The organism is Streptomyces sp. NBC_01314 (genome assembly GCF_041435215.1).
GTDB lineage: Bacteria > Actinomycetota > Actinomycetes > Streptomycetales > Streptomycetaceae > Streptomyces.
This window is the reverse complement of sequence record NZ_CP108394.1, coordinates 9476854-9500974: the sequence shown is the minus strand read 5'-3', so window position 1 is coordinate 9500974 and position 24121 is coordinate 9476854. Positions and strand designations below refer to the sequence as shown.

The 24121-nt window shown below is 70.2% G+C and carries 18 protein-coding genes and 2 pseudogenes; 9 read left to right on the top strand and 11 right to left on the bottom strand.

Features of this window, described 5'->3' with window-relative positions; genetic code table 11:
• The 4 genes from OG622_RS41935 to OG622_RS41920 all read right to left on the bottom strand — a co-directional run bounded on the left by OG622_RS41935 (position 1) and on the right by OG622_RS41920 (position 5689).
• Complete coding sequence (locus OG622_RS41935) at positions 1 to 2004, bottom strand: glycoside hydrolase family 127 protein (RefSeq protein ID WP_371582014.1); 2004 nt, start codon at positions 2002 to 2004, stop codon at positions 1 to 3.
• A gap of 108 nt (positions 2005 to 2112) precedes the next feature.
• Positions 2113 to 2934: a carbohydrate ABC transporter permease gene (locus tag OG622_RS41930; protein WP_371582012.1), complete on the bottom strand. Its 822-nt coding sequence runs from the start codon at positions 2932 to 2934 to the stop codon at positions 2113 to 2115.
• Positions 2935 to 2948: 14 nt separating this feature from the next.
• The gene (locus OG622_RS41925) at positions 2949 to 3899 is read right to left on the bottom strand and encodes a carbohydrate ABC transporter permease (protein WP_371582010.1); all 951 of its coding nucleotides are present in this window, start codon (positions 3897 to 3899) and stop codon (positions 2949 to 2951) included.
• Between the two features lie 473 nt (positions 3900 to 4372).
• Positions 4373 to 5689, bottom strand: a complete 1317-nt coding sequence (locus OG622_RS41920) for a sugar ABC transporter substrate-binding protein (protein ID WP_371582008.1) — start codon at positions 5687 to 5689, stop codon at positions 4373 to 4375.
• Between the two features lie 360 nt (positions 5690 to 6049).
• On the opposite strand from OG622_RS41920, the gene OG622_RS41915 reads away from it, so the two are divergent.
• On the top strand, positions 6050 to 7078 hold the full coding sequence (locus OG622_RS41915) for a LacI family DNA-binding transcriptional regulator (RefSeq protein WP_371582006.1): 1029 nt from the start codon (positions 6050 to 6052) through the stop codon (positions 7076 to 7078).
• 119 nt (positions 7079 to 7197) lie between these two features.
• Here the strand turns inward: OG622_RS41915 and OG622_RS41910 are convergent, their stop codons facing one another.
• On the bottom strand, positions 7198 to 7659 hold the full coding sequence (locus OG622_RS41910; RefSeq protein WP_371582005.1) for a MarR family winged helix-turn-helix transcriptional regulator: 462 nt from the start codon (positions 7657 to 7659) through the stop codon (positions 7198 to 7200).
• A gap of 116 nt (positions 7660 to 7775) precedes the next feature.
• Between OG622_RS41910 and OG622_RS41905 the strand changes: the two genes are divergently transcribed.
• The 5 genes from OG622_RS41905 (at position 7776) to OG622_RS41885 (ending at position 13557) form a co-directional block, all read left to right on the top strand.
• A complete protein-coding gene (locus tag OG622_RS41905) occupies positions 7776 to 8168 on the top strand; it encodes an HGxxPAAW family protein (protein ID WP_371582003.1) in 393 nt (130 codons plus the stop codon).
• Between the two features lie 161 nt (positions 8169 to 8329).
• A complete protein-coding gene (locus OG622_RS41900) occupies positions 8330 to 9445 on the top strand; it encodes a LacI family DNA-binding transcriptional regulator (protein WP_371582001.1) in 1116 nt (371 codons plus the stop codon).
• Between the two features lie 305 nt (positions 9446 to 9750).
• Entirely contained in the window at positions 9751 to 11769 is a 2019-nt protein-coding gene (locus OG622_RS41895; protein WP_371584387.1) for a discoidin domain-containing protein, read from the top strand.
• 27 nt (positions 11770 to 11796) lie between these two features.
• Complete coding sequence (locus OG622_RS41890) at positions 11797 to 12402, top strand: TetR/AcrR family transcriptional regulator (RefSeq protein ID WP_371582000.1); 606 nt, start codon at positions 11797 to 11799, stop codon at positions 12400 to 12402.
• A 288-nt stretch (positions 12403 to 12690) separates the two neighbouring features.
• Positions 12691 to 13557 carry an alpha/beta fold hydrolase gene (locus OG622_RS41885; protein ID WP_371581999.1) on the top strand — a complete coding sequence of 289 codons (867 nt, stop codon included), beginning with the start codon at positions 12691 to 12693 and terminating at the stop codon, positions 13555 to 13557.
• A 116-nt stretch (positions 13558 to 13673) separates the two neighbouring features.
• On the opposite strand, the pseudogene OG622_RS41880 reads toward OG622_RS41885, so the two are convergent.
• Positions 13674 to 14021, bottom strand: a pseudogene (locus OG622_RS41880) (zinc ribbon domain-containing protein); the annotation flags it as partial.
• A 539-nt stretch (positions 14022 to 14560) separates the two neighbouring features.
• Between OG622_RS41880 and OG622_RS41875 the strand changes: the two are divergent.
• Complete coding sequence (locus tag OG622_RS41875; RefSeq protein WP_371581997.1) at positions 14561 to 16000, top strand: DHA2 family efflux MFS transporter permease subunit; 1440 nt, start codon at positions 14561 to 14563, stop codon at positions 15998 to 16000.
• Between the two features lie 208 nt (positions 16001 to 16208).
• Positions 16209 to 16412: pseudogene (locus OG622_RS41870) on the top strand (helix-turn-helix domain-containing protein); the annotation flags it as partial.
• 108 nt (positions 16413 to 16520) lie between these two features.
• Here OG622_RS41870 and OG622_RS41865 read toward each other — a convergent pair.
• From OG622_RS41865 to OG622_RS41845, 5 genes are all read right to left on the bottom strand, one after another.
• Positions 16521 to 17102, bottom strand: coding sequence for an ATP/GTP-binding protein (locus tag OG622_RS41865; RefSeq protein WP_371581996.1), 582 nt, complete (start codon positions 17100 to 17102; stop codon positions 16521 to 16523).
• A complete protein-coding gene (locus OG622_RS41860) occupies positions 17089 to 17445 on the bottom strand; it encodes a DUF742 domain-containing protein (RefSeq protein WP_371581995.1) in 357 nt (118 codons plus the stop codon). The genes OG622_RS41865 and OG622_RS41860 overlap by 14 nt, the downstream gene beginning before the upstream one ends.
• A gap of 1 nt (position 17446) precedes the next feature.
• A complete protein-coding gene (locus OG622_RS41855) occupies positions 17447 to 17875 on the bottom strand; it encodes a roadblock/LC7 domain-containing protein (RefSeq protein WP_020114533.1) in 429 nt (142 codons plus the stop codon).
• Between the two features lie 46 nt (positions 17876 to 17921).
• Entirely contained in the window at positions 17922 to 20339 is a 2418-nt protein-coding gene (locus OG622_RS41850) for a nitrate- and nitrite sensing domain-containing protein (RefSeq protein ID WP_371581993.1), read from the bottom strand.
• 301 nt (positions 20340 to 20640) lie between these two features.
• Complete coding sequence (locus OG622_RS41845) at positions 20641 to 21651, bottom strand: substrate-binding domain-containing protein (protein WP_371581991.1); 1011 nt, start codon at positions 21649 to 21651, stop codon at positions 20641 to 20643.
• A 410-nt stretch (positions 21652 to 22061) separates the two neighbouring features.
• Between OG622_RS41845 and OG622_RS41840 the strand changes: the two genes are divergently transcribed.
• Positions 22062 to 24119 (top strand): pectinesterase family protein, encoded by a 2058-nt coding sequence (locus OG622_RS41840; RefSeq protein ID WP_371581990.1) that lies wholly within the window; start codon positions 22062 to 22064, stop codon positions 24117 to 24119.
• Positions 24120 to 24121 lie beyond the last annotated feature (2 nt).

The following is a 24121-nucleotide window of genomic DNA, read 5'->3' as shown; positions in this document are numbered from 1 at the left end:
TTACCGCCCCCGCTCGGGGCCGCTGCCGCTGTCCGGACTCTCGGACCGGCCCTCTTCGGTCGTCGCCGGCAGCCACACCCGCATCGTCGAGGGGCCCCTGTTGGCCCAGGAGTGGTAGGGCACGAGGACGATGCCGGTGGGGCCGGCGGTTTCGGTGGGGCGCCCCAGCGGCTCGTACGGCCACGCCGCCTCGCTCCGCCCCGCGCGGACGACGACCTCCCCGGCGACCACGACCGTGCCGCCCATGCCCTCCGTGCCCTCCGTCCCGCCATCGCCCGGTCCGTCCTCGGGGTCGGCGGACGTGTCCACCAGGATCGCGTCGACCTCGTGGCCGTCCGGGAGGTCGACGGACTCGGCGCAGTACACCAGCGGGCCGCGCTGGACGGCCACGGTGCCGCGTACGGCGTCGATGCGGGGGTCGGCGTGGATCCAGCGCGGGGCGACGGGGAGTTCGAGCCGTAGCTCGTCGCCGGGCCGGAAGACACGGGTGACGGTCGCCGTGCCCGGGGCGACCGGGCGGCGTACGCCGTCCGGGTCGGCCAGCCACACGGGGCCGCCCACCGCCCACTCGGGCACCCGCAGCGACAGGGTCCAGGAGTCGGCCGGTGAGCGGTCGATCCGCACGGTCACGGTCCCGCCGGACGGGTAGTCGGTGCGGACCCGCAGGGCGACGCCCCGGCCTCCGGTGAGGGAGGTGGCGATGTCGGCGTCGGCGTACTGGTGCAGCTGCACCCCCTCGTCGTCCGCCGTCGCCAGGTAGGCCGGCAGCTGTGCCAGGGTCCGCGCCACGTTGGTCGGGCAGCACGACACCGCGAACCAGGGGGCGCGCAGCCCCGAGTCGGCGCGGGGGCTGTCGACGTCCGCCGGCGACGCGACGCCCCGGTGCCGCCGGTGCAGGGTGTTGGCGTAGAAGAAGGACCGGCCGTCCTCGGACGGGGAGGTGGCGACGACGTTGAACAGGGTCCGTTCGACGAGGTCGGCGAAGCGGGGTTCGCCGGTGGCGAGCAGCAGCCGCCAGGCGAGCATCACGGAGGCGACGCCCGCGCAGGTCTCCGAGTAGGCGCGGTCCGGGGGCAGGACGAAGTCGGTGCCGAAGGACTCGTCGCGGTGGTGCGAGCCCATGCCGCCGGTGACGTAGGTGCGGCGGGCGACCGTGGCCTCCCACTGGCGTACGACGGCGGCCAGCAGTTCCTCGTCGCCGGTCTCCACGGCCACGTCGACGGCTCCGGCGGCGAGGTAGAGGGCACGGACGGCGTGACCGCGCAGCACGGTGGCCCGGCGGACCGGGACGTCGTCCTGGAAGTAGGCGGGGCCGAACTCGCCCTCGGTGAGGGTGCCGTGGCCGCGTCGTGCGACGAACAGGGCGGCCTGGTCGAGGTAGCGCTGCCGGCCCGTGAGCCGGGCCAGTTCGACGAGGGCCGACTCGATCTGCGGATGACCGCAGACGGCCTCGGTGCCGCCCGGCCCGAAGGTGGCGCAGACGTGGTCGGCGGCCCGCTGGGCGATCTTCGCGAGTTCGCCCTCGCCCCGGGCGCGGGCCTGGGCCACACCGGCCTGCACCAAGTGCCCCTGGCAGTACAGTTCGTGGCCCTCTTCGAGGTCGCTGTACCGGGCGGGCTGTCCCGGGCGGCCGAAGGCCGTGCTCAGATAGCCGTCCGGGTCCTGGGCGGGGGCGACGAGGTCGGTGAGGGCGGTGATCTCGGCGTCCAGCTTGCCGCCGTCGCCGTTCGCGGCCTCCCAGGCCATGGCTTCGAGCAGCTTGTAGACCTCGGAGTCGGCGAACTCCCGGCCGCGCCGGTCCCGCCCGATCCTGCCCTCGACGGCTGCCCGGAAGTTGCCGGTCCAGCCGACGCGGTCCATCCAGTCGCGGCAGTGGTCGAGCGTGGCGGTCGTGTTGGTGTGCCGTCGCCGGGCCCAGAACCCCCCGGTGATCCTGACCTCGTCGAGGCCGAGCGGCCGCAGCCGGCCACGGGTCGGCGCCACGGGCAGGACGGTCGACGTCACCGCGTTCTCCCTCACCTGTTCATGCCTTCGGTTCGTCCCTTCGGTCGTCGGTGGGCGGTCCACGTCGGCGTGTCGCGCGGATGGGCCGGCGGCGTGCGCGTGAACGCGTCAGCCCTTGAGCGCGCCGGACATGAAGCCCCGGATGTAGTGCCGTTGCAGCAGCAGGAAGAGGAGCAGGCAGGGCACGGCGAGGACCACCACGCCCGCCTCGGTCGCGCCGTAGTCGACGGCGCCCATGCTCTGCTGCCGCAGATTGGCGACGGCCAGCGGCAGGGGCGCCTTCTCGCTGTCGGAGATGAGGATCAGGGGCGCGATGAAGTCGTTCCACGCGGCGAGGAACGCGAACAGTCCCACGGTGATCAGCCCCGGCCGAACCGCCGGGAGGAGCACCCGGCGCAGCGCGCCCGCCGTGCCGCAGCCGTCGACGAGCGCCGACTCCTCCAGTTCGCGCGGCACCGCCTCGAAGGAGATCCGCATCATGAAGGTGGCGAACGGCAGCTGGAACATGGCCAGGACGAGACTCAGCCCGACCAGCGAGTTCTGCAGGTGCAGCCTGCCGAGCAGCACGTAGAGCGGGATGAGGAGGGTGGCGTACGGGACCATGAGGATGGCCAGGGTCAGCAGGAACAGCAGGTTCTTGCCGGGGAAGTCGAAGCGGGCGAAGGCGTAGCCGCCGAGCAGGGAGACGCCGAGGGTCAGGGCCACGGTCAACGCCGAGACGACCGTGCTGTTCCACAGGTACCGCCACAGACCGGCGTCGTACTCCAGCAGCGTCCGGTAGTTGCCGAGGCCGTGGCCCGAGTCCTGGGCGGTGCCGGGCTGAGGGCTGACCGACGCCCAGGTGTTCCACAGCAGCGGGAAGAGGAAGATGACGGCCAGACCTCCGGCGACGACGTAGTACGGCGTACGGCCGAGGGTGCGGGCAAGCACGTTCGGCTCCCCTCTCATGACTCGTCGGCGCGGCGCAGGCCGCGGAACTGAAGGGCGTTGAGCAGGAGCAGCACGGCCAGCACGATGATCGACAGGGCCGCCGCGGTGCCGAGGTCCAGCCGTTGGAAGGCCTCTCGGTAGATCAACTGGACGACGGTGACCGTGCTGTTGTCGGGGCCGCCCTTGGTGAGGATGAAGAACTGGTCGAAGGCGAGCAGCGATCCGGTGACGCACAGCAGCAGGGTCAGGGCGAGGGACGGGCGCAGCAGGGGCAGCGTGATGGAGCGGAAGATCTGGGCGCGGCTCGCGCCGTCCATCCGTGCCGCCTCGTAGACCTCGTGCGGGATACGTTGCAGGCCCACGAGCAGGATCAGCATGTAGAAACCGGCGAACTTCCAGACGATGAGGAAGACCGTCGACAGCAGGGCGGCCGTCGGTGTGCCGAGGAAGGACACCTCCTCGTCGACGAGGCCGAGCCCTTGCAGGATGTCGCTGAGCGGGCCGGTGTTCGGGCTGTAGAGCCCCCAGAAGAGCAGGGACGCGGAGGCCAGGCCGAGGGCGCCGGGCAGGAAGTAGACCGTGCGGAAGAAGCCGGCTCCCGGGCGGGACTCCTGGACGAGCAGGGCGAGGAGAAGCGCGAGGCCCAGCAGTACGACGGTGACGACCCCGGTGTAGAGGAGGGTGAAGCGGACGGCGGGCCAGAACAGCGGCGCGTCGGTGATGTCGGTGTAGTTCTCCGGGGCGTTGACGCCCCGGTCCCCGAGGAGCAGTGGCCAGTCGCTGAGGGACATCTGGCCGACGAGCAGGAGGGGCAGCAGGAAGAACACGGCGACGAACACGGCCGTGGGGGCCGCGTAGGCGAGCCCCTGGGCCTTGCGGGACCGCCGGCGGGGCGTCGACGCGCGCGGCGGACGGCCCCGGAGGTCCGGCCGGGGCCGGTGCGCGGTCGGCACGGACTCGGCCACCTTCACCGGCTTCCTCCGGCGATGGCCGCCGCCGAGGCCGCGTTCCCGGCCTGGCGCGACACGACGCCGGCCGAGCGCCGGAGGGCCCTGCTGATGTCCCGGCCCTCAGTCAGGATCGGACTTATGCGGAGCAGGGCCGGGAACGGGGTTTCGCCCTCGGGGCGAACGACCGTCCACCGGATCGGGCGGGCTGCAGTCCGTGCGTTGCGAGAACCGAGCGCGCACACCGTGCTGAGCGGGAGCCGAGCCGGCACCTGCACCTCCAAGCTGTGCCGTGCCGAACCGGGCTGGTTCCAGCCCGGCCGGTGTTGATCGTGCGAGACCTGTCGGGCCACTGGTGCGTGGGCGACGTGAGCCAGGAATCCCCCTGCCTCGACCGGGGGAGGGTTCAACCGCATGCCTCTCCTCTGCTGACAGGCCACGGGGACCGGGCGGGGTGGCGCCGGATACGTCGCCCGGTCATGGCGCCTGTGTCAGTCGGACAGTGACGCGCTGACCGCCTCGTTGTCCTTGTCCACGGCCGCCCCGTCGCCGAAGACGGCGTCGCGCATCAGGGTCAGCCAGGGGCCGTTGGGGTCGTTGAAGGTCTGGCCGAAGTTCAGCGCGTACGGGGTCTGCCCGTCGGAGACGAGTTCGTTGATGGCGACGAGTCGGGGATCGGCGTCGGAGTGCTTGTTGGAGGCCAGATCGGTGCGGGCCACGACGTCCTTGTGCGCGGCCACGACGTCGACCTGTGCCTCGTCGCCGAGGCTCCAGGCGAGGAAGTTCCAGGCCTGGTCGGTCTTCTCGCTGGTCGCGGCGATACCGATGGCGTCACCGCCGATAAACGTGGACCTGCCGCCGTCGGGCCCGGGGATGGGGGCCACCCCGAGGTCCAGGTTCTTGGGCATCAGCCCGAGCGTGGTCGACGGCATAGGCATGACCCCGACCTTGCCCTTCGGGAAGATCCCGGTCCAGGTCGTGCCCGTCTCGTCCTTCGCGCCGGGCGCCACGATGTCGTCGTCCACCCAGCCCCGGTAGGTGTCGTAGACCTTCTTGGCGGTGTCGGAGGCGAGCAACGCCTCGGTGCCGTCCTCGTTCAGCACATCCTCGCCTCCGGCCCAGATGGACGGCCACCACGTGAAGACGCCGCACCCACCGCAGTTGCCGCCGAAGAAGGTCCCGTTGACGTCTCCGCCGAGGGCGTCCACCGCGCGCGCCTGCTCGTCCCACTCCTTCAGGGTCGTGGGCGGCTTCTCGGGGTCGAGCTTCGCCTCCCGGTAGAGGTCCTTGTTGTAGAAGAGCACCGAGAGATCGAGGGTGTGCGGCACCACGTACTTCTTGTCCTCGTACGTGCCTGCCTTGATGTGCGACTGTGCCAGTTTCTCGGCGAAGGGCAGGGCGTCGACGCGTTCGGTGAGGTCGGCGAAGAGACCGCTGGAGGTGTAGTTCGGGACGAAGACCACGTCGGAGGCGAACAGGTCGGGCAGATCCCGGGACCCGGCTGCGGCACCGACCTTGGCCTGGTAGTCGTCGGTGGGGACGACGGTCAGCTCGACCTTGTTCTTGTGGCTCGCGTTGTACGCCTTGACCAGGGCCTCGCTCTGCGGCTTGGTCGCCGCCCGCGTCCACATCGTCAGCGTGGCGCCGTCGTCGACGCCCCCGGCCTTCGCCGGCCCGCCCCCTCCGTCGCCGTCCGAGCCGCCGCCCCCCGCCCCGCAGGCCGTGACCAAGGTCGCGGCGGCGAGCAGTGCGACGGCGTTGGTGACGAGGCGGCTCGCGCGACCACGTGGTCCGACCGTGCTCCCCATGTTCGATCCCCCTTGTTTCGCGACGGGCCGTGCGGGACCCGCCGGTCGGGACGATGGCTGTGGTGGCACTGAACCGAGTGGTGGATGACGGACGAACGGATGCCGGACGAATGGCGGGCACGTGGCGAACGGATGCCGGACGAGTGGCGGAACGAGAGGCGGAAACGAAATGAACCGAAAAGGCTTTCTGAGACGCTAGGCCGCGCCCGAATACTCGTCAATCCCCTTGCAGCGAGCGGTTGTCGATGGCTCACAGAAACCCATGGCAGCATCCTGACCGAAACGTTTCCCGTACGCTTCCGTGTGCGGCGTGTCATCCTCGGCGAGGTCGGCACGCGTGGCGAGAACAGGAGATCACCCATGGCACAGGCCACCGGCCCCTCTCGTTCGCAGCCCGCCACGCTCGGCGACGTCGCACGGTTGGCGGGCGTGTCGATCGCCACGGCCTCCAAGGCCCTCAACGGCCGCAGCCAGGTCCGGGCGGAGACCAGGCAGCGGGTCGTCGAGGCCGCCGAGCGGCTGTCGTTCCGCCCCAACCAGGTGGCCCGCGGCCTGCTCGCCGGGCGCACCGGCACCGTCGGCCTGCTCACCAGCGACCTGGAGGGCAGATTCGGCATACCGATCCTGATGGGCGCCGAGGACGCCTTCGGCGCGGGCGAGGTCGCGGTCTTCCTGTGCGACGCGCGCGGCGACGCGATCCGCGAACAACACCATCTGCGCGCCCTGCTGGGCCGGCGCGTCGACGGCCTCATCGTGGTCGGCAGCCGCACCGACCCCCGGCCCTCCCTGGGCCGCGAACTGCCCGTCCCGGTCGTCTACGCCTACGCCCCCTCCGACGACCCGGAGGACTTCTCCGTCGTCCCGGACAGCGTCGGCGCCGGCCGGATCGCCGTGGACCATCTCCTCGCCTGCGGCCGCACCCGGATCGCCCACATCACCGGCGACCCCGGCTACCACGCCGCGCAGGACCGGGCCGCGGGGGCGCGGGCCGCGCTCGCCGACGCCGGCCTCGCCCTGATCGGCGAACCACGGTTCGGGGCCTGGTCGGAGGGCTGGGGGCGGGCCGCCACCGTGATGCTCCTCGACCGCCACCCCGACATCGACGCCGTCCTCTGTGGCAGCGACCAGATCGCCCGGGGCGTCATGGACGTCCTCCGCGAGCGCGGCCACCGCGTCCCCGAGGACATCGCCGTCATGGGCTTCGACAACTGGCAGATCATGACCGCCGGTTCCCGACCACCCCTGACCAGCGTCGACATGAACCTCGAACAGGTCGGCCGAGTGGCCGCCCACGCCCTCTTCGCAGCGATCGCCGGCACCCCGTCCACCGGGATCGACACCCTCCCCTGCAAGGTGGTGATCAGGGGCTCGACGGCACCACTGTCCTGAGGGGGCCGCGGTCGGGGCCCGAGGGGGCGACCGCGAGGTCGTACCGCCGGGGGTGCGCCCGCCGGCGTACCGCCGTCTCCGGAGGGCCCGCCCCCGTGGGAGTCGTCCTGGCAGCCGCGCTAACGGGACTCGTCCAGATATCCGCGCGCCAGCTCCCCCGCGCGCGTGAACCAGTCCGTGAGCAGGGCCAGTTCGTCGGCCGAGTACTGGGCGAAGAGTTCGGCGAGGCGGGCGTAGAACGGGCCGTAGACGGCCACCACCCGCTCGACGACGTCCGGGACCGCGACCACGCGGACGCGGCGACGATCGGCGGGGTCCGGCTGCCGGGTCACGAACCCGCCGCGCTCCAGACGGTTGAGGATGCCGGTCACCGCCCCCGTGGTGACATGCGCGCGCACGGCCAGATCACCGGCGGTGACCGGCGAGTCCCCGGCCTCCATGACGTACGCGAAGCAGACGAGATCCGTGACGCTCAGCCCGAGGTTCCGGGCGAACTCCTGCTGGCCGACGATCATCGTCGCGATCAGGCCGTCCATGGCACTGATCGCGTCCGGGACAGTGGGGCGCCGTTCGGCCTCCATTGAAGTCGCCTCCGAGGCAGGCTAGATTCCTTACTTACTAAGACATCATAGTCCGGCGCCGTGGGCGTGGCCGCGGCGTGCCGTGGTGCGGCACGGCACGCGAGGGGAGCAGACACGTGAGTCTTCACGACGACGGCCACACCGTCGCCGGCTGGACCGGCACCGCCATCGGCACCCTGGGGTCGGCCGCGCTCGGTCTGGCCGTCTGCGGCTGGACCCCGGGGTTCGCCCTGGGCATCACCATCTCGGTGCTGGCCCTCCTGGTCACCTGGGCCCTGCACCTCGCCGGCTGGGGCAAGCCGCCGGGCCCGCGCCCCAGGGACCAGTGGAGCCCCCGGGTACGCGACCGTTCCGCCCGCGGCGGCCATGTCGACTGCCTCGGCTGCCGCCTGGCCGGCCGCCGCCGCGCCCCGTCCCCACTCCCGGCCGTACCCGGGCCCGCCGTCGGCCCCGAGGGCACCGGCACCGCCGCGACCGCCACGGTCCCGGCGGGCGACTCGTTCTCCTGATCCGTCGCGGCGGCCGAGCAGCGGCGAAGGAGCAGCGATGCGGCGAAGCGCGGCGGGGAGCGCGGCAGTGGGCCAACGACAGTAAACGCTTACCGTCATCCAGGGTCTCGGTTCGCGGCACCGCAGCCCGCGACCCCCCTCCCATGCAGTAACGTCGAACCGTGACGGTCAATGAAAACGCTCGCCGGAGCAGCCCCGAACCCAGCGGGGCCAGGCGTCGGCGGAGCAGCGCCTCGGGCGGCGAGCGGCCCAGCACGATTCGGGACGTCGCCGCACAGGCCGGGGTGTCCGTAGCAACCGTTTCCCGCACGCTCGCCGGCAACTACCCGGTGTCCACGGAGACCAGGGCCCGGGTCATGGCGGCGGTCGAGTCGCTGCACTACGTGGTGAACGTGCACGCCAAGGCGCTCTCCGGCCGGGTCGCGGGCCCCGTCGCCCTGGTCATCAAGGACATCACCGGCCCCTCTCTCGCCCATGTCGCGGCGGGGGTGGAGCAGGCGGCCGCCGACCGGGGCCGGCTGAGCCTGGTGTGCGCCACGCACGACGACGCGGCCCGCGAGGACGACCTGGTCCAGCTGATGCGCGAGCAGCACGCGGCCGCGGTCCTCCTCGTCGGCGGGGCCCAGCAGGACGAGGCGTACCGGCGCCGGATGGCCGAGTACGCGACGGCGCTGGACGCCGCCGGCTCCCGGCTGGTGCTGGTGGGCCGCCCACCGCTGCCCGGTGATCTGCCGGTGACGGTGGTGCAGTACGACAACCGGGGCGGCGCCTTCCAGGCCGCCGACCATCTACTGAGCGCCGGGCACCGGCGTGTTCTCTTCCTGGGCGGGGTTCCGGGGCTCAGCACCGCCGACCAGCGCCGGGACGGCTTCCTGCACGCGCTGCGCGCGCACGGGGTGGCGCACGTCGAGGCGCTGGAGCTGCCCGGCCCGTACACCCGCGTCTCGGGCTATCAACGCACCCGCGAGGCGCTGGCGGCCGGCCTGGGGTTCACGGCGGTCTTCGCGGGCACCGACGTGGTCGCCACGGGGGCGCTGGCCGCGCTGCGCGAGGCCGGTCTCGACGTCCCGGGCGACATCTCCCTGGTCGGCTTCGACGACGTCCCGTTCGCCGCCGACCTCTCCCCCGCGCTGACCACGGTGCGGGTGCCGTACGAGGATCTGGGGCGCACGGCGGTCCGGTTGGCGCTGGACCGCGAGGAAGGCCTCGGCGGCGACGACCACGTGGTGCTGAGCACGCAGCTGGTCATCCGCCAGTCGGTACGCACGCTGTCGTGAACGTACGCCCCGGTCGGTGAAGGAGACGGCCGGGGCAACATTCGTACGTTCACGAGAATGTGACGAAGCGTTTTCCCGCCCTACGTCCATGAGTGGCATCAGGTCAACCGTCCCGGACTATTGACTCGGATCACCACAGTAGCGATTCTCGTCACATCGCTTGTGCCAGCCATGACAATCGGACTATGGCGTCGTGGGTGTTCAACGCGTCCCGGAACGGTCTGGCCGATCGACCGTGCATCCCCCGACCGAGGACGTGAGTGATGACCAGGACTGCCCGCGCCCAACTCAGGCGCAGACCCCTCATGGTGCTGGCGCTGTTTCTCACCACGATGGGCATGCTGCTGAGCCCGTCGTCCAGTGCGGCCGCCGCGGGCGACTGGTGGCTGCCCACCTCGCGGCCGTCGCCCGACTCCCAGATCAACGTGACGGGCGAGCCGTTCAAGGGCACCACCTCGGGCGGCGACGTGCGCGGGTTCGTCGACGCGCACAACCACCTGTTCTCCAACGAGGCGTTCGGCGGCCGGCTCATCTGCGGCAAGGTGTTCTCGACGTCGGGCATCGCCGACGCGCTGAAGGACTGTCCGGAGCACTACCCGGACGGCAGCCTCGCACTGTTCGACTACATCACCCACGGCGGTGACGGCAAGCACGACCCGGTCGGCTACCCGACGTTCAAGGACTGGCCGGCGTACGACTCGATGACGCACCAGGCCAACTACTACGCCTGGATCGAGCGCGCCTGGCGCGGCGGTCAGCGGGTGCTGGTCAACGACCTGGTCACCAACGGGATGATCTGCTCGATCTACCCGTTCAAGGACCGCAGCTGCGACGAGATGACCTCGATCCGGCTGCAGGCGAAGCTGTCGTACGCCCTTCAGGACTACATCGACGCGCAGTACGGCGGCACCGGCAAGGGCTGGTTCCGGATCGTCACCGACAGCGCGCAGGCCCGTACCGTCATCGCGCAGGGCAAGCTCGCCGTGGTGCTGGGCGTGGAGACGTCCGAGCCGTTCGGCTGCAAGCAGATCCTCGACATCGCGCAGTGCAGCAAGGCGGACATCGACAAGGGGCTCGACGAGCTGTACGGCCTGGGCGTGCGCAGCATGTTCCTGTGCCACAAGTTCGACAACGCGCTGTGCGGCGTCCGCTTCGACGAGCACGGCCTCGGTACGGCCATCAACGTCGGCCAGTTCCTGTCGACCGGCACCTTCTGGCAGACGGAGAAGTGCAAGGGCCCGCAGAAGGACAACCCGATCGGTGAGGCGTCCACGGAGGCCGAAGCGGACCTGCCGGCGGGCACCGAGGTGCCGGATTACGACGAGAACGCGCAGTGCAACGTCCGGGGGCTCACCGATCTCGGTGAGTACGCCGTGCAGGGCATGATGAAGCGCAAGATGATGCTCGAGATCGACCACATGAGTGTCAAGGCCACCGGCCAGGCCCTGGACATGTTCGAGGCCGCGTCCTACCCGGGCGTCCTGTCCTCGCACAGCTGGATGGACCTGAACTGGACCGAGCGGGTCTACTCCCTCGGCGGTTTCGTCGCCCAGTACATGCACGGCTCCGAGGAGTTCAGCACGGAGGCCAAGCGCACCGACGCGCTGCGGACCAAGTACAACGTGGGCTACGGCTACGGCACCGACTTCAACGGCATCGGCGACCACCCCGCCCCGCGCGGCGCCGCCACCTCCAACCCGGTGACGTACCCCTTCAAGAGCGTCGACGGCGGCTCCACCATCGACAAGCAGACCACCGGTACGCGCACCTTCAACTACAACACCGACGGTGCCGCCCATGTCGGCATGATCCCGGACTGGATCGAGGACATCCGGCTCGTCGGCGGCCAGGGCGTCGTGGACGACCTCTTCAAGGGCGCCGAGTCCTACCTCGACACCTGGGGCTCCTCCGAAAGCCACCAGGCGGGCGTGAACCTCGCCAAGGGTGTGACGGCGACGGCCAGTTCGTCCGAGTCGAACCCCGTCACCAGCTACCAGCCCGGCCGGGCGGTGGACGGCGACAGCGGCACCCGCTGGGCGAGCGACTGGAGCGACAGCCAGTGGCTGAAGCTGGACCTCGGCTCCTCACGCGTGATCAAGAAGGTCACGCTGGACTGGGAGCGGGCCTACGGCAAGGCCTACCAGATCGACGTCTCCACCGACGGCTCGACCTGGAAGACCGTGTGGTCCACGACCTCGGGTGACGGCGGTCTGGACACGGCCACGTTCTCCGGTGTGACGGCCAGATATGTTCGGATGCTGGGGACCGACCGCGGTACGGACTGGGGCTACTCCCTCTACGAGGTCGGCGTCTTCAGCGGCTGACCGCACACGACGGGGGAAGGTATCCACATGGCACGCTTGCCGTCGGCCGAGCGACGCAGACAGCTCACCGAGGCCGCGATCCGCGCGATGACCCGGGACGGCGTCCCCAGGACGACGACCCGGTCCATCGCCACCGAGGCGGGCGTGTCACTGAGCGTCTTCCACTACTGCTTCGAGTCGAAGCAGGAGCTGATCGAGTCCGTCATCACCACCATCACCGGGCACTACGTGACGCTGGTGCGGGACGCGATCCGGCCCCGGGAGACGCTCAGGGAGACCGTCCGGGCCGGTTTCCAGGCGTACTGGGACCATGTGTCCGCCCACCCGGGCGAGCACATGCTCACCTACGAGCTGACCCAGTACGCCCTGCGGGAGCCCGGGTTCGAGCATCTGGCGCGGCGGCAGTACGAGATGTACTGCGACACCTACGCCGACCTGATCGCGCAGCTGCGGCTGTCCATGGGGTTCGAACTGACGGTGCCCGTCCCCGTGCTGGCCCGCTACCTGGCCGCCATGACGGACGGCCTCACCCTGAACTTCCTGGTACTCGGCGACGACACGACCTGGACGGACATCCTCGACACCATCACCGACCACGTGGCCGGCCTGGTGCGCGAGGAGGTCCGTCCCTAGCCTCGGCGTTTCGGTCGGGACGAGGCCGGACGCGGGGCGAAAAACCTGAAAGTGCCTTCTGAGCTTGGACGATGAACCTTGTCGAGAGGTTCTGTCGGTCCAGACGGAAGGCACTTTCTGCGTGCGGGGTATCGGTTCTCGTCCTTCGGTCGGGATCTGCATCTCGTTCGGTCGGCGGGCTTGCGGGTTCATAGAATTACGGCCATACTTTAATAGTCGAGGGGACGCCGCACTCCAAGAGGAGGGGACGGCGCCCTCGCAGAAACCCTCACCCCGAAGGGCACGACCGTGAACGACTCACAGGAAGTACGAGGCGACGCCGTGACGTCGTACGAGAACGCGCCGACCCGCACCATCACCGCCGGCGGAGTGACCTTCGCCTACCGCGAGCTCGGCCCCCGGTCCGGCGTCCCGGTGGTCTTCCTCAACCATCTCTACGGAGTCCTCGACAACTGGGACCCCCGGGTCGTCGACGGCATCGCCGCAAAGCACCACGTCATCACCTTCGACAACAGAGGTGTCGGCGCCTCCACCGGTTCGACGCCGCGCACCATCCAGGAGATGGCGAAGGACGCCGTCACCTTCATCCGGGCGCTCGGACTGGAGCACGTCGACATCCACGGCTTCTCGATGGGCGGCATGATCGCCCAGGTGATCGTGCAGACCGACCCGCAGCTCGTCCGCAAGCTGATCCTCAGCGGCACCGGCCCCGCGGGCGGCGAGGGCATCAAGAACGTGACGGTGCTGTCCCATCTCGACACCGTCCGATCCCTGCTCACCTTCCAGGACGTGAAGCAGTTCCTCTTCTTCACCCGCACCGCGGGCGGGCGTCGGGCCGGCAAGGAGTTCGTGGCCCGTTTGAAGGAGCGCACCGCCGACCGGGACAAGGCGATGTCCCTCATCGCGTACAGCAACCAGCTCAAGGCCATTCACCGCTGGGGCCTGGAGAAGCCCCACGATCTCTCGGTCATCCAGCAGCCCGTACTCGTCGCCAATGGCGAGCACGACAGGATGGTGCCGACGAAGAACTCGTACGACCTGGCCCAGCGACTGCCGAACAGCGAGCTGGTGGTCTATCCCGACGCCGGCCATGGCGGCATCTTCCAGTTCCACCGGCAGTTCGTGGAGACGGCTCTCGAGTTCCTCGCACGTTGACGTCCTCTCCCCCTGAAGGGGGAGATTCCCTCCCTGGCGTCCGCTGACAGCGGCTCGCCTTGAGTCGGGTTCCTGTTTCATCGGGCGATGCCCTCCACTTGCGCGGAGGGTCTTGCTCACCCTCGGCAGGCGTTTTGCGTCTCCGCACGTCCTCCGGCGACGTTCTTGCGTCCTTCGGTCCTGATGTTGAGTGCGGCGTTGATGTCGCGGTCGTGGACGTTTTTGCAGTTGGCGCACGTCCACTCGCGGACGGCGAGGGGCATCGGGCCGTCCTTCACACCGCACGCCGAGCAGAGTTGCGAGGAAGGGAAGAACCGCGGCACGCGGGCGAAGGTGCGCCCGTACCGGGCCGCCTCGTACTCCAGCATCGTCACGAACGCGGACCATCCGGCGTCGGGCACCGACTTGGCCGGCCGGGTCATGCCGAGACCGTTCACCGCGAGGTCTTCCACGTACACCGCTTGGACCTTGTAGCCGGGCCACCAAAGGCCCTGCTGTGGACCGCAGGGTGCGTCCGTGTTCGTGCGGAAGACCCGGCCGGAGTCTGCTCGTCGGGAGGGTCCTCGCTCTCCAGCCGTGTCACCTCCCGCCCGGCCTCGGCCACAGTGCGGTGATGGTTTTGCAGCCACACCGTGCGGGACCCGCAGCGCCGGGAACTCGCGCAGCCAGGCCGGCGCGTCATGGGCGTGCACGGCCCCGGCGCGCGACGGGTAAGAACTGCCAACAAGCCGCTCATGGGGCACCGTGAGCTCAGCGCGGCAAACGCAGCTCGTTCTCGAAGTCGATGCGCGCGGCGTCGGCGCGCGATGACCGGTGTCCGCGACCGCCGTGCCATACCCGGCATTCAGCAACCCATGACAGATGCGGTGACGGATCCGCTTCCGGCCCTCCGCCCGTAGCGTCGGGCGTGATCACTGCGCGCGCCCCACCGCAGGAGGGACGACATGGCGACGGCCATGCCCTCTGTTGGCCTGTCACTCGTTCCGTCTGACATAGGAATGTCATGTCACAGCAGCAACACCAGCAGCCCGCCCGGAGCGGCTCCGCCTTCTGGGCCGTGGTCATCACCAGCGCGGCGGGATTCATCACCGCGCTCGACAACCTGATCGTCACCACCGCCCTGCCCTCGATCCGTGAGGACCTCGGCGGCGCACTTGAGGACCTCGAATGGACGGTGAGCGCCTACACCCTCACCTTCGCGGTCCTGCTGATGTTCGGCGCCTCGCTGGGTGACCGGTTCGGGCGGCGACGGCTGTTCGTCCTCGGGCTCGGCATCTTCACCGCCGCCTCCGCCGCGGCCGCGCTCGCACCGGGGATGAACGAACTCATCGCCGCCCGCGCCGCGCAGGGTGTCGGAGCCGCGATCGTGACGCCCCTGACACTCACCCTGCTCTCGGCCGCCGTTCCGCCCGAGCGACGCGGCGCGGCCTTCGGTGTCTGGGGCGCGGCCAGCGGCGTCGCCGTCGCCACCGGACCTCTGATCGGCGGCACGCTCACCGAGCACATCTCCTGGCAGTGGATCTTCTGGGTGAACGTCCCGCTCGGGCTGATCCTGATGCCGCTCGCCCTGCTGCGGCTCAAGGAGAGCCACGGCCCCGCCCCGAGCCTCGACCTCGTCGGCACGGTCCTGGCCAGCGGCGGTCTGTTCGGCATCGTCTACGCCCTGATCCGCGGCAACGTCGACGGCTGGACCAGCGCCCCGGTGCTGGGCGGTTTCATCGCGGGCACTGCCCTGCTCGTCGGCTTCGTCCTGTGGGAACAGCGCGTCGAGCACCCGATGCTGCCGATGCGCCTCTTCCGCCACCGCTCCTTCAGCGCCATCAACGCGGCCAGCCTGCTGATGCTCCTCGGCATGTTCGGGTCGATCTTCCTCCTCAGCCAGTACCTGCAGACCGTCGGCGGCTACTCGCCGATGGAAGCAGGCGTGCGCATGCTGCCCTGGACCGCCATGCCCATGATCGCCGGGCCGATCGCAGGCGCGATCTCCGACCGCATCGGCGGCCAACCGGTCGTCGCGGTGGGGATGGCCCTCAACGCCGTGGGCCTGGGGCTCTGGGCACTGGCTGTCGAACCTGACGTGTCGTACACCTCCCTGCTGCCGGCCCTGATCGTCTGCGGAGTCGGCATGGGAATGTTCTTCGCCCCGTCCGCGAACCTCGTCATGAGCACCGTCCGCCCCGAGGAAGAAGGCATCGCCTCCGGTGCCAACAACGCCATCCGTGAGGTCGGCGGCGCCATCGGCGTCGCCACCCTGGCCGCCGTATTCTCCGCCCAGGGCGGCTACGAGTCCGCTACGCGATTCGTCGACGGTCTGATCCCTGCTCTGTGGGTCGGAGCCGGTGCGGTCGCCCTGGCCGCGGCACTCGCGTTCCTGATGCCCCGCCAGTCCAAGGCCGACGGCCCGGCTGCCGACCTCTCGACCGCCGCCCCGGCCGCCTTCTGAACCCGTACACCCCTGATTTGAGGGTGACATAGCCGAAAAGCTGTACGAGCTGATGGACCGGGTCGATGGCGACCCCGATGTCCGGGCCATCGTCTCAACGCGGGCGCATCCCGATCGGTTCGTCAGCTACGCCGACGTCCAGTGGCTGCATGAAGGAGGCGCCGCCGGCCCTACGGTCGGCAGGCGCGGCGCCTCCGTCGTGATCAGCGTGGCCGGGACGGCGGACAACGCAGCGGTCGGCGTCACCGCCGAGAGATCGGATGCCGCCCGCAACCGTGCCCGGTTGCTGGAGGCGGCGGCGCTGCCGGCCGTCGAGCGGGGACCCGAGCAGGTGACCATGCGGGAGGTCGCCGAAGCGGCCGGCGTGGGAAAGGGCACGCTCTTTCGGCGGTTCGGCGACCGCGACGGCCTCTTCGGCCGACAGCCACGGCCATGACGACCAGTCCGGCTCAGCCGGCCCAACCGGAACGCCGAGGCCAGGCAATCCGGCGCCGGCCCCGACGGCTCCGCCGCCCGGCCCTCAGCGGGCCGAGGCGGCGATCAGCCGGTCCAGGAGGGCTATCAGGACGTCGCGGCACGAGGTGCGTTCGCGGGCGTCGAAGAGGAGCACCGGGGTGTTCTCGGGCAGGGCCAGGGACTCGCGGATGTCGTCGGGCTCGTAGGGGTGCTCGCCGTGGAAGCCGTTGACACCGATGACGAAGGGGATCTTGCGGCGTTCGAAGAAGTCGATGGCGGCGAAGCTGGACTCGGGGCGGCGCACGTCGACGAGGACGACGGCGCCGAGGGCGCCGATCGCGAGGTCGTTCCACATGAACCAGAACCGCTGCTGTCCGGGCGTGCCGAACAGATAGAGCACGAGGTCCTGGCCGATGCTGATCCGGCCGAAGTCGAGGGCCACCGTGGTGGCGTGCTTCTCGGGGATGCCGTGGAGATCGTCGACGCCGAGACCGGCCGTGGTGAGGGGTTCCTCGGTGCGCAGCGGGACGATCTCGCTGACCGACCCGACCATGGTCGTCTTTCCGACGCCGAATCCGCCGGCGACGAGGATCTTCACCGTGTCGGGAGCCGAAATCCCCTGGAGGGTGGGGTCAGAGCCGGCCAAGGCCGTCCCTCACTTTCTTCAGCAGGTCCAGGTCGGGGGCGCGGGAGATCAGCCGTGGCTGGCGCACGCTGATCCGGCCCGCTTCCAGCAGGTCGCAGAGCATGATGGCGACCACGCTCACCGGGAGGTCGAGCTTGCTGGCCAGCTCCGCCACGACGATCGGCTTCGCGCACAGTCTGAGGATCCGGGCCTGCTCCGGCTGCGGCCGGGTGCCCCCGGCCGGCTGCGGGTCCACGGCCGTCACCATGGTGATGAGGGTGAAGTCGCCACGGGCGGGCCGGGTCCGGCCGCCCGTCAGGGTGAACGGGCGAACCAGCCGGCCCGCCGCGTCGCCTCCGTTCACCTCACTCGCCGCTGTCGGCCGCGACGACACCGGCGCGTGGGGCCGCGCTGAGGTGCTCGCCGATCTTCTTCACCAGCATGTTCATCTGGTACGCCACCACGCCGACGTCCGCGCCCTGCCGGGTCAGCACGGCGAGGTTGGCGCCGGGTCCGGCGTTGGTGAGGATCAGGAAGGCGTTGCCCATCTCGATGAGCAACTGGCGTACGGGGCCGCCGCGGAAGTCCATGCTGACGCCCTTGCTGAGGCTCATCAGCCCGGACGCGGTCGCCGCCAGCCGCTCGGCGTCGTCGCGCAGGAACGCGGTGGATTTACTGACGACCAGTCCGTCCTCGGAGAGCACGACGGCGTGGTCGACCTCGGCGACCCGGTCCACCAGTCCGGTGAGCAGCTGGTCGAGCTGGCTGTGCGTGGCGGGGATGGGGCGTGTCATCTCTGTGTCCTTCAATGAGCGGTCTGCTTGGGGAGTCGATGGGACGTCAGGTGCCGGAGGCGGATATCCGGTCTCCTGGGTCGTCGGATGCGGATGCCTCCCCTGATGCGTACTCGGGTTCCTCGTCGTCGTCACGTGCCTGGAGGGTTCCGCGCTGGAAGCAGGCGAGTGAGGAGGCCGCGCGCTCGGCCGTGAATTCGTCGGCGTCGCCCTCGGGGCAGGGGCCCGACTCCTCCATCAGCTCGGCGGCGAGGCTGGTCTGCGGGATCCGGCGGGGCAACGGCGTCAGGCCGCCGTTCTTCCCGGCCGGGGACTTCCGCGCGGCGGCCGGCCGTGTCCCGTTCGCGTCCTTGACGGGGTCGGCGGCCTTCCCGTTCATGACGGGCTGTTCCTCGGGCGCGCGGTCCGCTTCCTGCCGTACGGGTTCGGGCTCCGGGTCCGGCTCCGCGGCGGCCGGGGCGACCCGGGCGGCCAAGAGCGAGGCGCGTACGGGCTGTTCGGCAGCGTCGGTGCCGTCCTCGTCGGGGGCGGGGGCCTCGCGGACCACGGTCTCGTCCGGGATCAGCACGATCGCGGTGGTGCCGCCGTACGGCGAGGCGCGCAGGGTGACGGTGATGCCGTGCCGGGTGGCGAGCCGGGCGATGACGAACATGCCGAGCCTGAGGTCGTCGGCGAGCGCGACCACGTCGAACTGCGGGGGCACCGCCAGTTGGGCGTTGAACGCGGCGTAGTCCTCCCCGGACATGCCGAGTCCCCGGTCCTCCACTTCGAGGGCGAGCCCCTTGGCGACGATCGCGGCGCGGACGCTGACCGGGCTGGGGGCGGGCGAGTACGTGGTCGCGTTGTCGATGAGCTCGGCGAGGAGGTGGATCACGTCGGCCACGGCGGGCGGGGCGATCCACACCTCGTCGTCGGCGTGCACCTCCACCCGCTGGTACTCGGCGACCTCGCCGACGGCGCTGCGCAGGATGTCGATCAGCGCGACCGGGTCGGTCCAGCTGCGGCCGGGCCGCTCGCCGCTGATGATGACCAGGTTCTCCTCGTAGCGGCGCAGCTGGCTCGCGGTGGAGTCCAGCTCGTACAGGCCCTTCAGGATCTCCGGGTCCTGGTGCTGGCGCTCCAGCTTGTCGAGCTTGGTGAGCTGGAGGTTGACGAGGTTCTGGCTCTGCCGGGCGATGCCGAGGATGACGCGCTGGAAGCCGCGCCGGGTGTCGGCCAGTTCCACGGCGGTGTGCACGGCGGTGCGCTGGGCGGCGTTGAACGCCTTGGCGACCTGGCCGAGTTCGTCGGTGCCGTAGTCCAACGGGGCCGCGGCGGCGTCCACGTCGACCTTCTCGCCCCGGTCGAGGCGGGCGACGACGTCGGGCAGCCGCTCCTCGGCGAGGCTGAGGGTGGCCGTCCTGAGGCCGGCGAGCCGACGGGACAGGGAACGGGTGATGCGCCAGGACATCACGACGCACACCAGCAGCGCGGCGAGTCCGCCGGCGCTCAGCGAGCCGGCCGTGATCAGCAGACCGCGCGCCTCCTCTCCACTGCGGTCCAACAGGCCCTGGGTCTGCGCCCGGATCAGCTGCTCGTACTGGACGGACAGCTTCGTCATCGCGGCGTCCCAGCGTGCCTGGGAGTGCGGCAGCCTGGTCCTGCGGGACTCCCCGGTGCCCGTCGTGTGGGCCGAGAGGACCTGGTCCTCCACGGCCTGCAGCGCCTGCCAGTCCTTGCCCTGGATGATCCGTTCGATCTCGGTCTTCACCTCGCCCTCCACCGTGTGGATGAGCTGGTCGTCGACGAGCCAGCGCCGGGCGTTGACCACCTGGGCGAAGTGGTTCCGGCTCGCCTCGTCGAGCTCTCCCGAGGGCCAGTTGAGGGTGAGGATCGCGTCGGCCTGGGAGACCAGCTCCGCGGCTTGTTCGAGGGTGATGAGCGGGCCGGCCTGCGAGGTGAGGTCACCGTCGTCGACCTGGGAGAGCGCCTGGAAGGCGTGGATCTGGCCGTCGATGATCTCGGTGTACTGGCCGAGGATCTGCTCGGGGGTGATGTCGGTGGGGCTGTCCACCTGGCCCCGGTAGTACTCCAGGCTGCCGGAGCCGGCCATCACCGAGTACAGCCGGTCACCTATGCGCTCGGGGACCTCCTCCATGGCGCCCGAATGTGCGACGAGCTTCGCGACCGCCTTGTCGGTCTGCCGGCGCTGCTGCTCCAGGGCAGCCATGGAGCTGCCGGGGGTGGCCATGTAGGCGGCCGACAGGGCGCGTTCGCGCTGCAGGGCGAGGGTCGCCTCGGTTCCCATGGCGCCGGTGGACTTGCTCAGTCCGGTCTGCGTCCGCAGCCGCAGTCCCTCCGAGAACATCTGGGTCGTCGTCACACCCCAACTCACGGCCAGCGTGACGCTGGGGATCAGAGCCAGGAGGATCAGCGAGAGACGTATGGAGCCGAGACGGCGACGGGCGCCGGTCCGTGAGGGCATCGTCGTCCTTGGGGCGGTTGGCGAAGAGCGGAAGGGATCGGGGGGTGGGGCGACAGGGGTCCGGAATCGGCGGGTGGACACCTGTCAGTAGGGCGCACAGGGGATGCGCAGGATGTTATCCGCACAAGTGAGCGCACGTCGCAGGGGTGGTCGGAAGTTTGGCGTCGCCGTTACACGACCGTTCCGGATGCTTGGGTTCCGTGGTGCGGTTATGCCCGAACGGAAGGTTCCGTTTGCCCGGGCGCGGCGGCCCCGGGACCGCCGACGGCCGGAGGTCTCGCCGAGCTCCGGGCGCCGCACGTCAACGGGTCCCGTTCGCCGCGAACCCGGCGATTCCGGCGATGTTCTTCCTGGTCACGAACGCGGGGCCGGTGAGCACGGGCTCGACGCCCCCACCACTGGTGTTGCCGTTGGTCTTGTAGAGCCACAGCCCGTCGACGGCGAGGTAGCCCTGCAGGTACGGCTGTTGATCCACCGCGAACTGGATGTCGCCGCTCTTCACGGCCTTGACCAGGTCCTTGTTGAGGTCGAACGTGGCGACCTGGGCCTCGCTGTTCGCGTCGTCCACGGAGTCCACGGCGGCGAGCGCGAACTGCGCCCCGAGCGTGACGACCTCGTCGATGGTCGGGTCCTGGCGCAGCTTCGCGGCGATCGAGTCGGTCACCGCGTCCATGTCGGTGCCGTCCACGTAGAGGTTGTCCGTCTGGCCGCCGAAGGACTTCCGCACGCCGGCGCAGCGGGCCTCGATGGCGACGTTGCCCCGCTCGTGGATGACGCACAGGGCGTGCTTGGCGGCGCGGGCGTCGAGTTCGTTGCCGAGCGCCCGTCCGGCGACGCTCTCGTCCTGCCCGAAGAAGCCCAGCAGACCCTGTGCCTGCCAGGCGTCGATGCCGGAGTTGAGACCCACCACGGGTATGCCCGCCGCGCGGGCCTCTGCGACCGCGCCCCGCATCGCCTGCGGCTTGGCGAGGGTCACCGCGATGCCGTCGACCTTGTCGGCGATCGCGTCCCGTACCAGTTTCGCCTGCCCCGCGGGGTCGGGGTCGCTGACGAAGGTCAGCTCGATGCCGTCCTTCGCGGCCGCGGCCTCCGCTCCCTTGCGGACCAGGTCCCAGAAGGCGTCGCCCTCGGCGCTGTGCGTGATCAGCGCGACCTTCATCCCGCCACCCGGGGCACCCGACCCGTCCGCGTCCGAATCGGCCTCCGAGCCGCCGAACACCGAGCAGCCGGCGACGGTGAGACAGACGGCGGCGGCGAGCGCCGCGGCACGGAAGGCTGTGAAGATCCTGTGGGACGCGGGCGGTGGGTTCATGGGAGCGCGGCACCTCGCTGTGCGACCGGGGTGGGAGGTCTGGGAGAGCGAAATACCCGTCATCACCGCGATGACGTGCGGCTACTGGCTGACTTTCGCTGGGCGGAGCCAATCGCGTGTGACGCCCGGTAGTCAAGTGAACAACGGAATCGATGTGTTGCTGTAACGGCCCGGTTCTGACCTGCGTGCACGTGTCAACGGCCGCCGCGGACCCGGCCCCAGGGACATGGACCGTTCCACCCCGTGATCGGGGGTCGATTCTCGGCCATCTCCGGCCCCGACCCGAACTTCCGTTCCCCTGTCTGGAATTCGCACCGGAAGTGCTCGTACCGGAAGTCACGGCAACCTCTTCGCATCCGGCGGCGACTGCTCGGCTGACGACCCTCCCCCGCACGGATCGGAAGCGACGCGTGAGCGAGAACAACGGCAAGGCCCGCCACCGCAGAAGGAAGACCGCCCTCGTGGCCGGTGTCCCCCTGGCCCTGGCCGCCGCCGGGACCATGGCCTACGGCACGGTCTTCGGCGTGTTCGGCGAGGACGCCCAGCCCCGGGCGGCGGCGGCCACCACCGGCTGGGCCACCGAGACGGCCGACGGCTTCGCCTCGGTGAACGCGCTGGGCCAGAACGGGACCTACGGCGGCCGGGACGGAAAGACGGTCACCGTGAAGACCCTGGCCGACCTGGAGAAGTACGCGACCGCCGCCGAGCCGTACGTCATCGTGGTGGCCGCGACGATCGACATGAACCCGGTGGGCAAGGAGATCAAGGTCGCCTCCGACAAGACGATCGTCGGCTCCGGCACCTCTGGCCAGATCGTGGGCGGCGGCTTCTTCCTCGGCTCCGGCGTCCACAACGTCATCATCCGCAACCTGACGATCCGTGACTCCTACCAGGGCACCTGGAACGACAAGGACCACGACTTCGACGCGATCCAGATGGACGGCGCCCACCACGTCTGGATCGACCACAACGATCTGCGGCACATGGCGGACGGCCTCATCGACAGCCGCAAGGACACCACGTACGTCACGGTGTCCTGGAACAGACTGAGCCAGAACAACAAGACCTTCGGCATCGGCTGGACCACGAACACCACCGCCGACCTGACGATCCATCACAACTGGTTCCGCGAGACCGAGCAGCGCAACCCCTCCACCGACAACGTGGCCCACGCGCACCTGTACAACAACTTCCTGGAGGACGTGTCCGGCACGGACATCACCTCGTCGTACGGCAACTACGCGCGCGGCAACACGAGGATGGTCCTGGAGAACAGCTACTTCCAGGGCATGCGGAACCCGGTCACCAAGGACGCGACGGCCGCCCTGGTCCAGCGCGGCAACGTCTTCTCCGGCACCTCCGGCCGCAATGAGAGCGGCGGTACGGCCTTCGACCCGAAGACGTACTACGCCTACACCCTCGACAAGGCGGCCGACGTGCCCGCCCTCCTCAAGTCCGGTGCGGGACCGCGTGCTTCGATCGGTACGACGGCGACGGCCAAGGCCGCCGCGGCCACCACGCTCACCGTCGCCAAGGACGGCAGCGGCCAGTACACCAGCGTGCAGAAGGCCGTCGACGCGGTGCCCGCGAACAACGCCTCGCGTGTGGTGATCTCGGTCGCGCCGGGCACGTACCGGGAGGTCGTCAAGGTCCCCTCCAACAAGCCGCACGTCACCATCCAGGGCTCGGGCGGCAGCCGCAAGGACACGACGATCGTGTACGGCAACGCGGCTGGGACGCCGAAGCCGGACGGCTCGGGCGGCTACGGCACACCGGGCAGCGCCACCATGTCCATCCAGTCCGACGACTCCCAGGTGCGCAACCTGACCGTCACCAACGACTTCGACGAGGCCGCGAACCAGTCCGTCATCGGCCACCAGGCGGTGGCACTGCTGACGCAGGCCGACCGGATCGTCCTCGACGGGGTCATCGTCAACGGCGACCAGGACACACTGGAACTGGAGACGGCCGCCAGTGACAAGCTCGGCCGGGTCTACATCGCCAACTCCTACGTCACGGGCAACGTCGACTTCATCTTCGGCCGGGCCACGGTGGTCGTCGACAGGTCGGTCATCACCCTGAAGAAGCGCTGGGACGGCACCTCCGGCGGATACATCACCGCGCCGAGCACGCCCGCGAACCGCAAGGGCATCCTGATCAACCGCTCCACCGTCAACGGCGACGTGTCCGCCGCCAGCTTCTCCCTCGGCCGCAACTGGCACCCCGGCGGCTCCACGACCGTTGACCCGCAGGCCACGGTCCGCAACAGCACGCTCAGCGCCGCGATCAGGCCCAAGCCCTGGTCCGACATGGGCGGTTTCTCCTGGAAGGACGACCGCTTCGCCGAGTACAAGAACACCGGCGCGGGCTCGGGCAGCGCGAGCGCCGACCGCCCGCAGCTGACGGACGCCCAGGCCGCCGACCAGGAGGTGGCGGACTGGCTGGGCGGCTGGACGCCGGGCGCCTGACA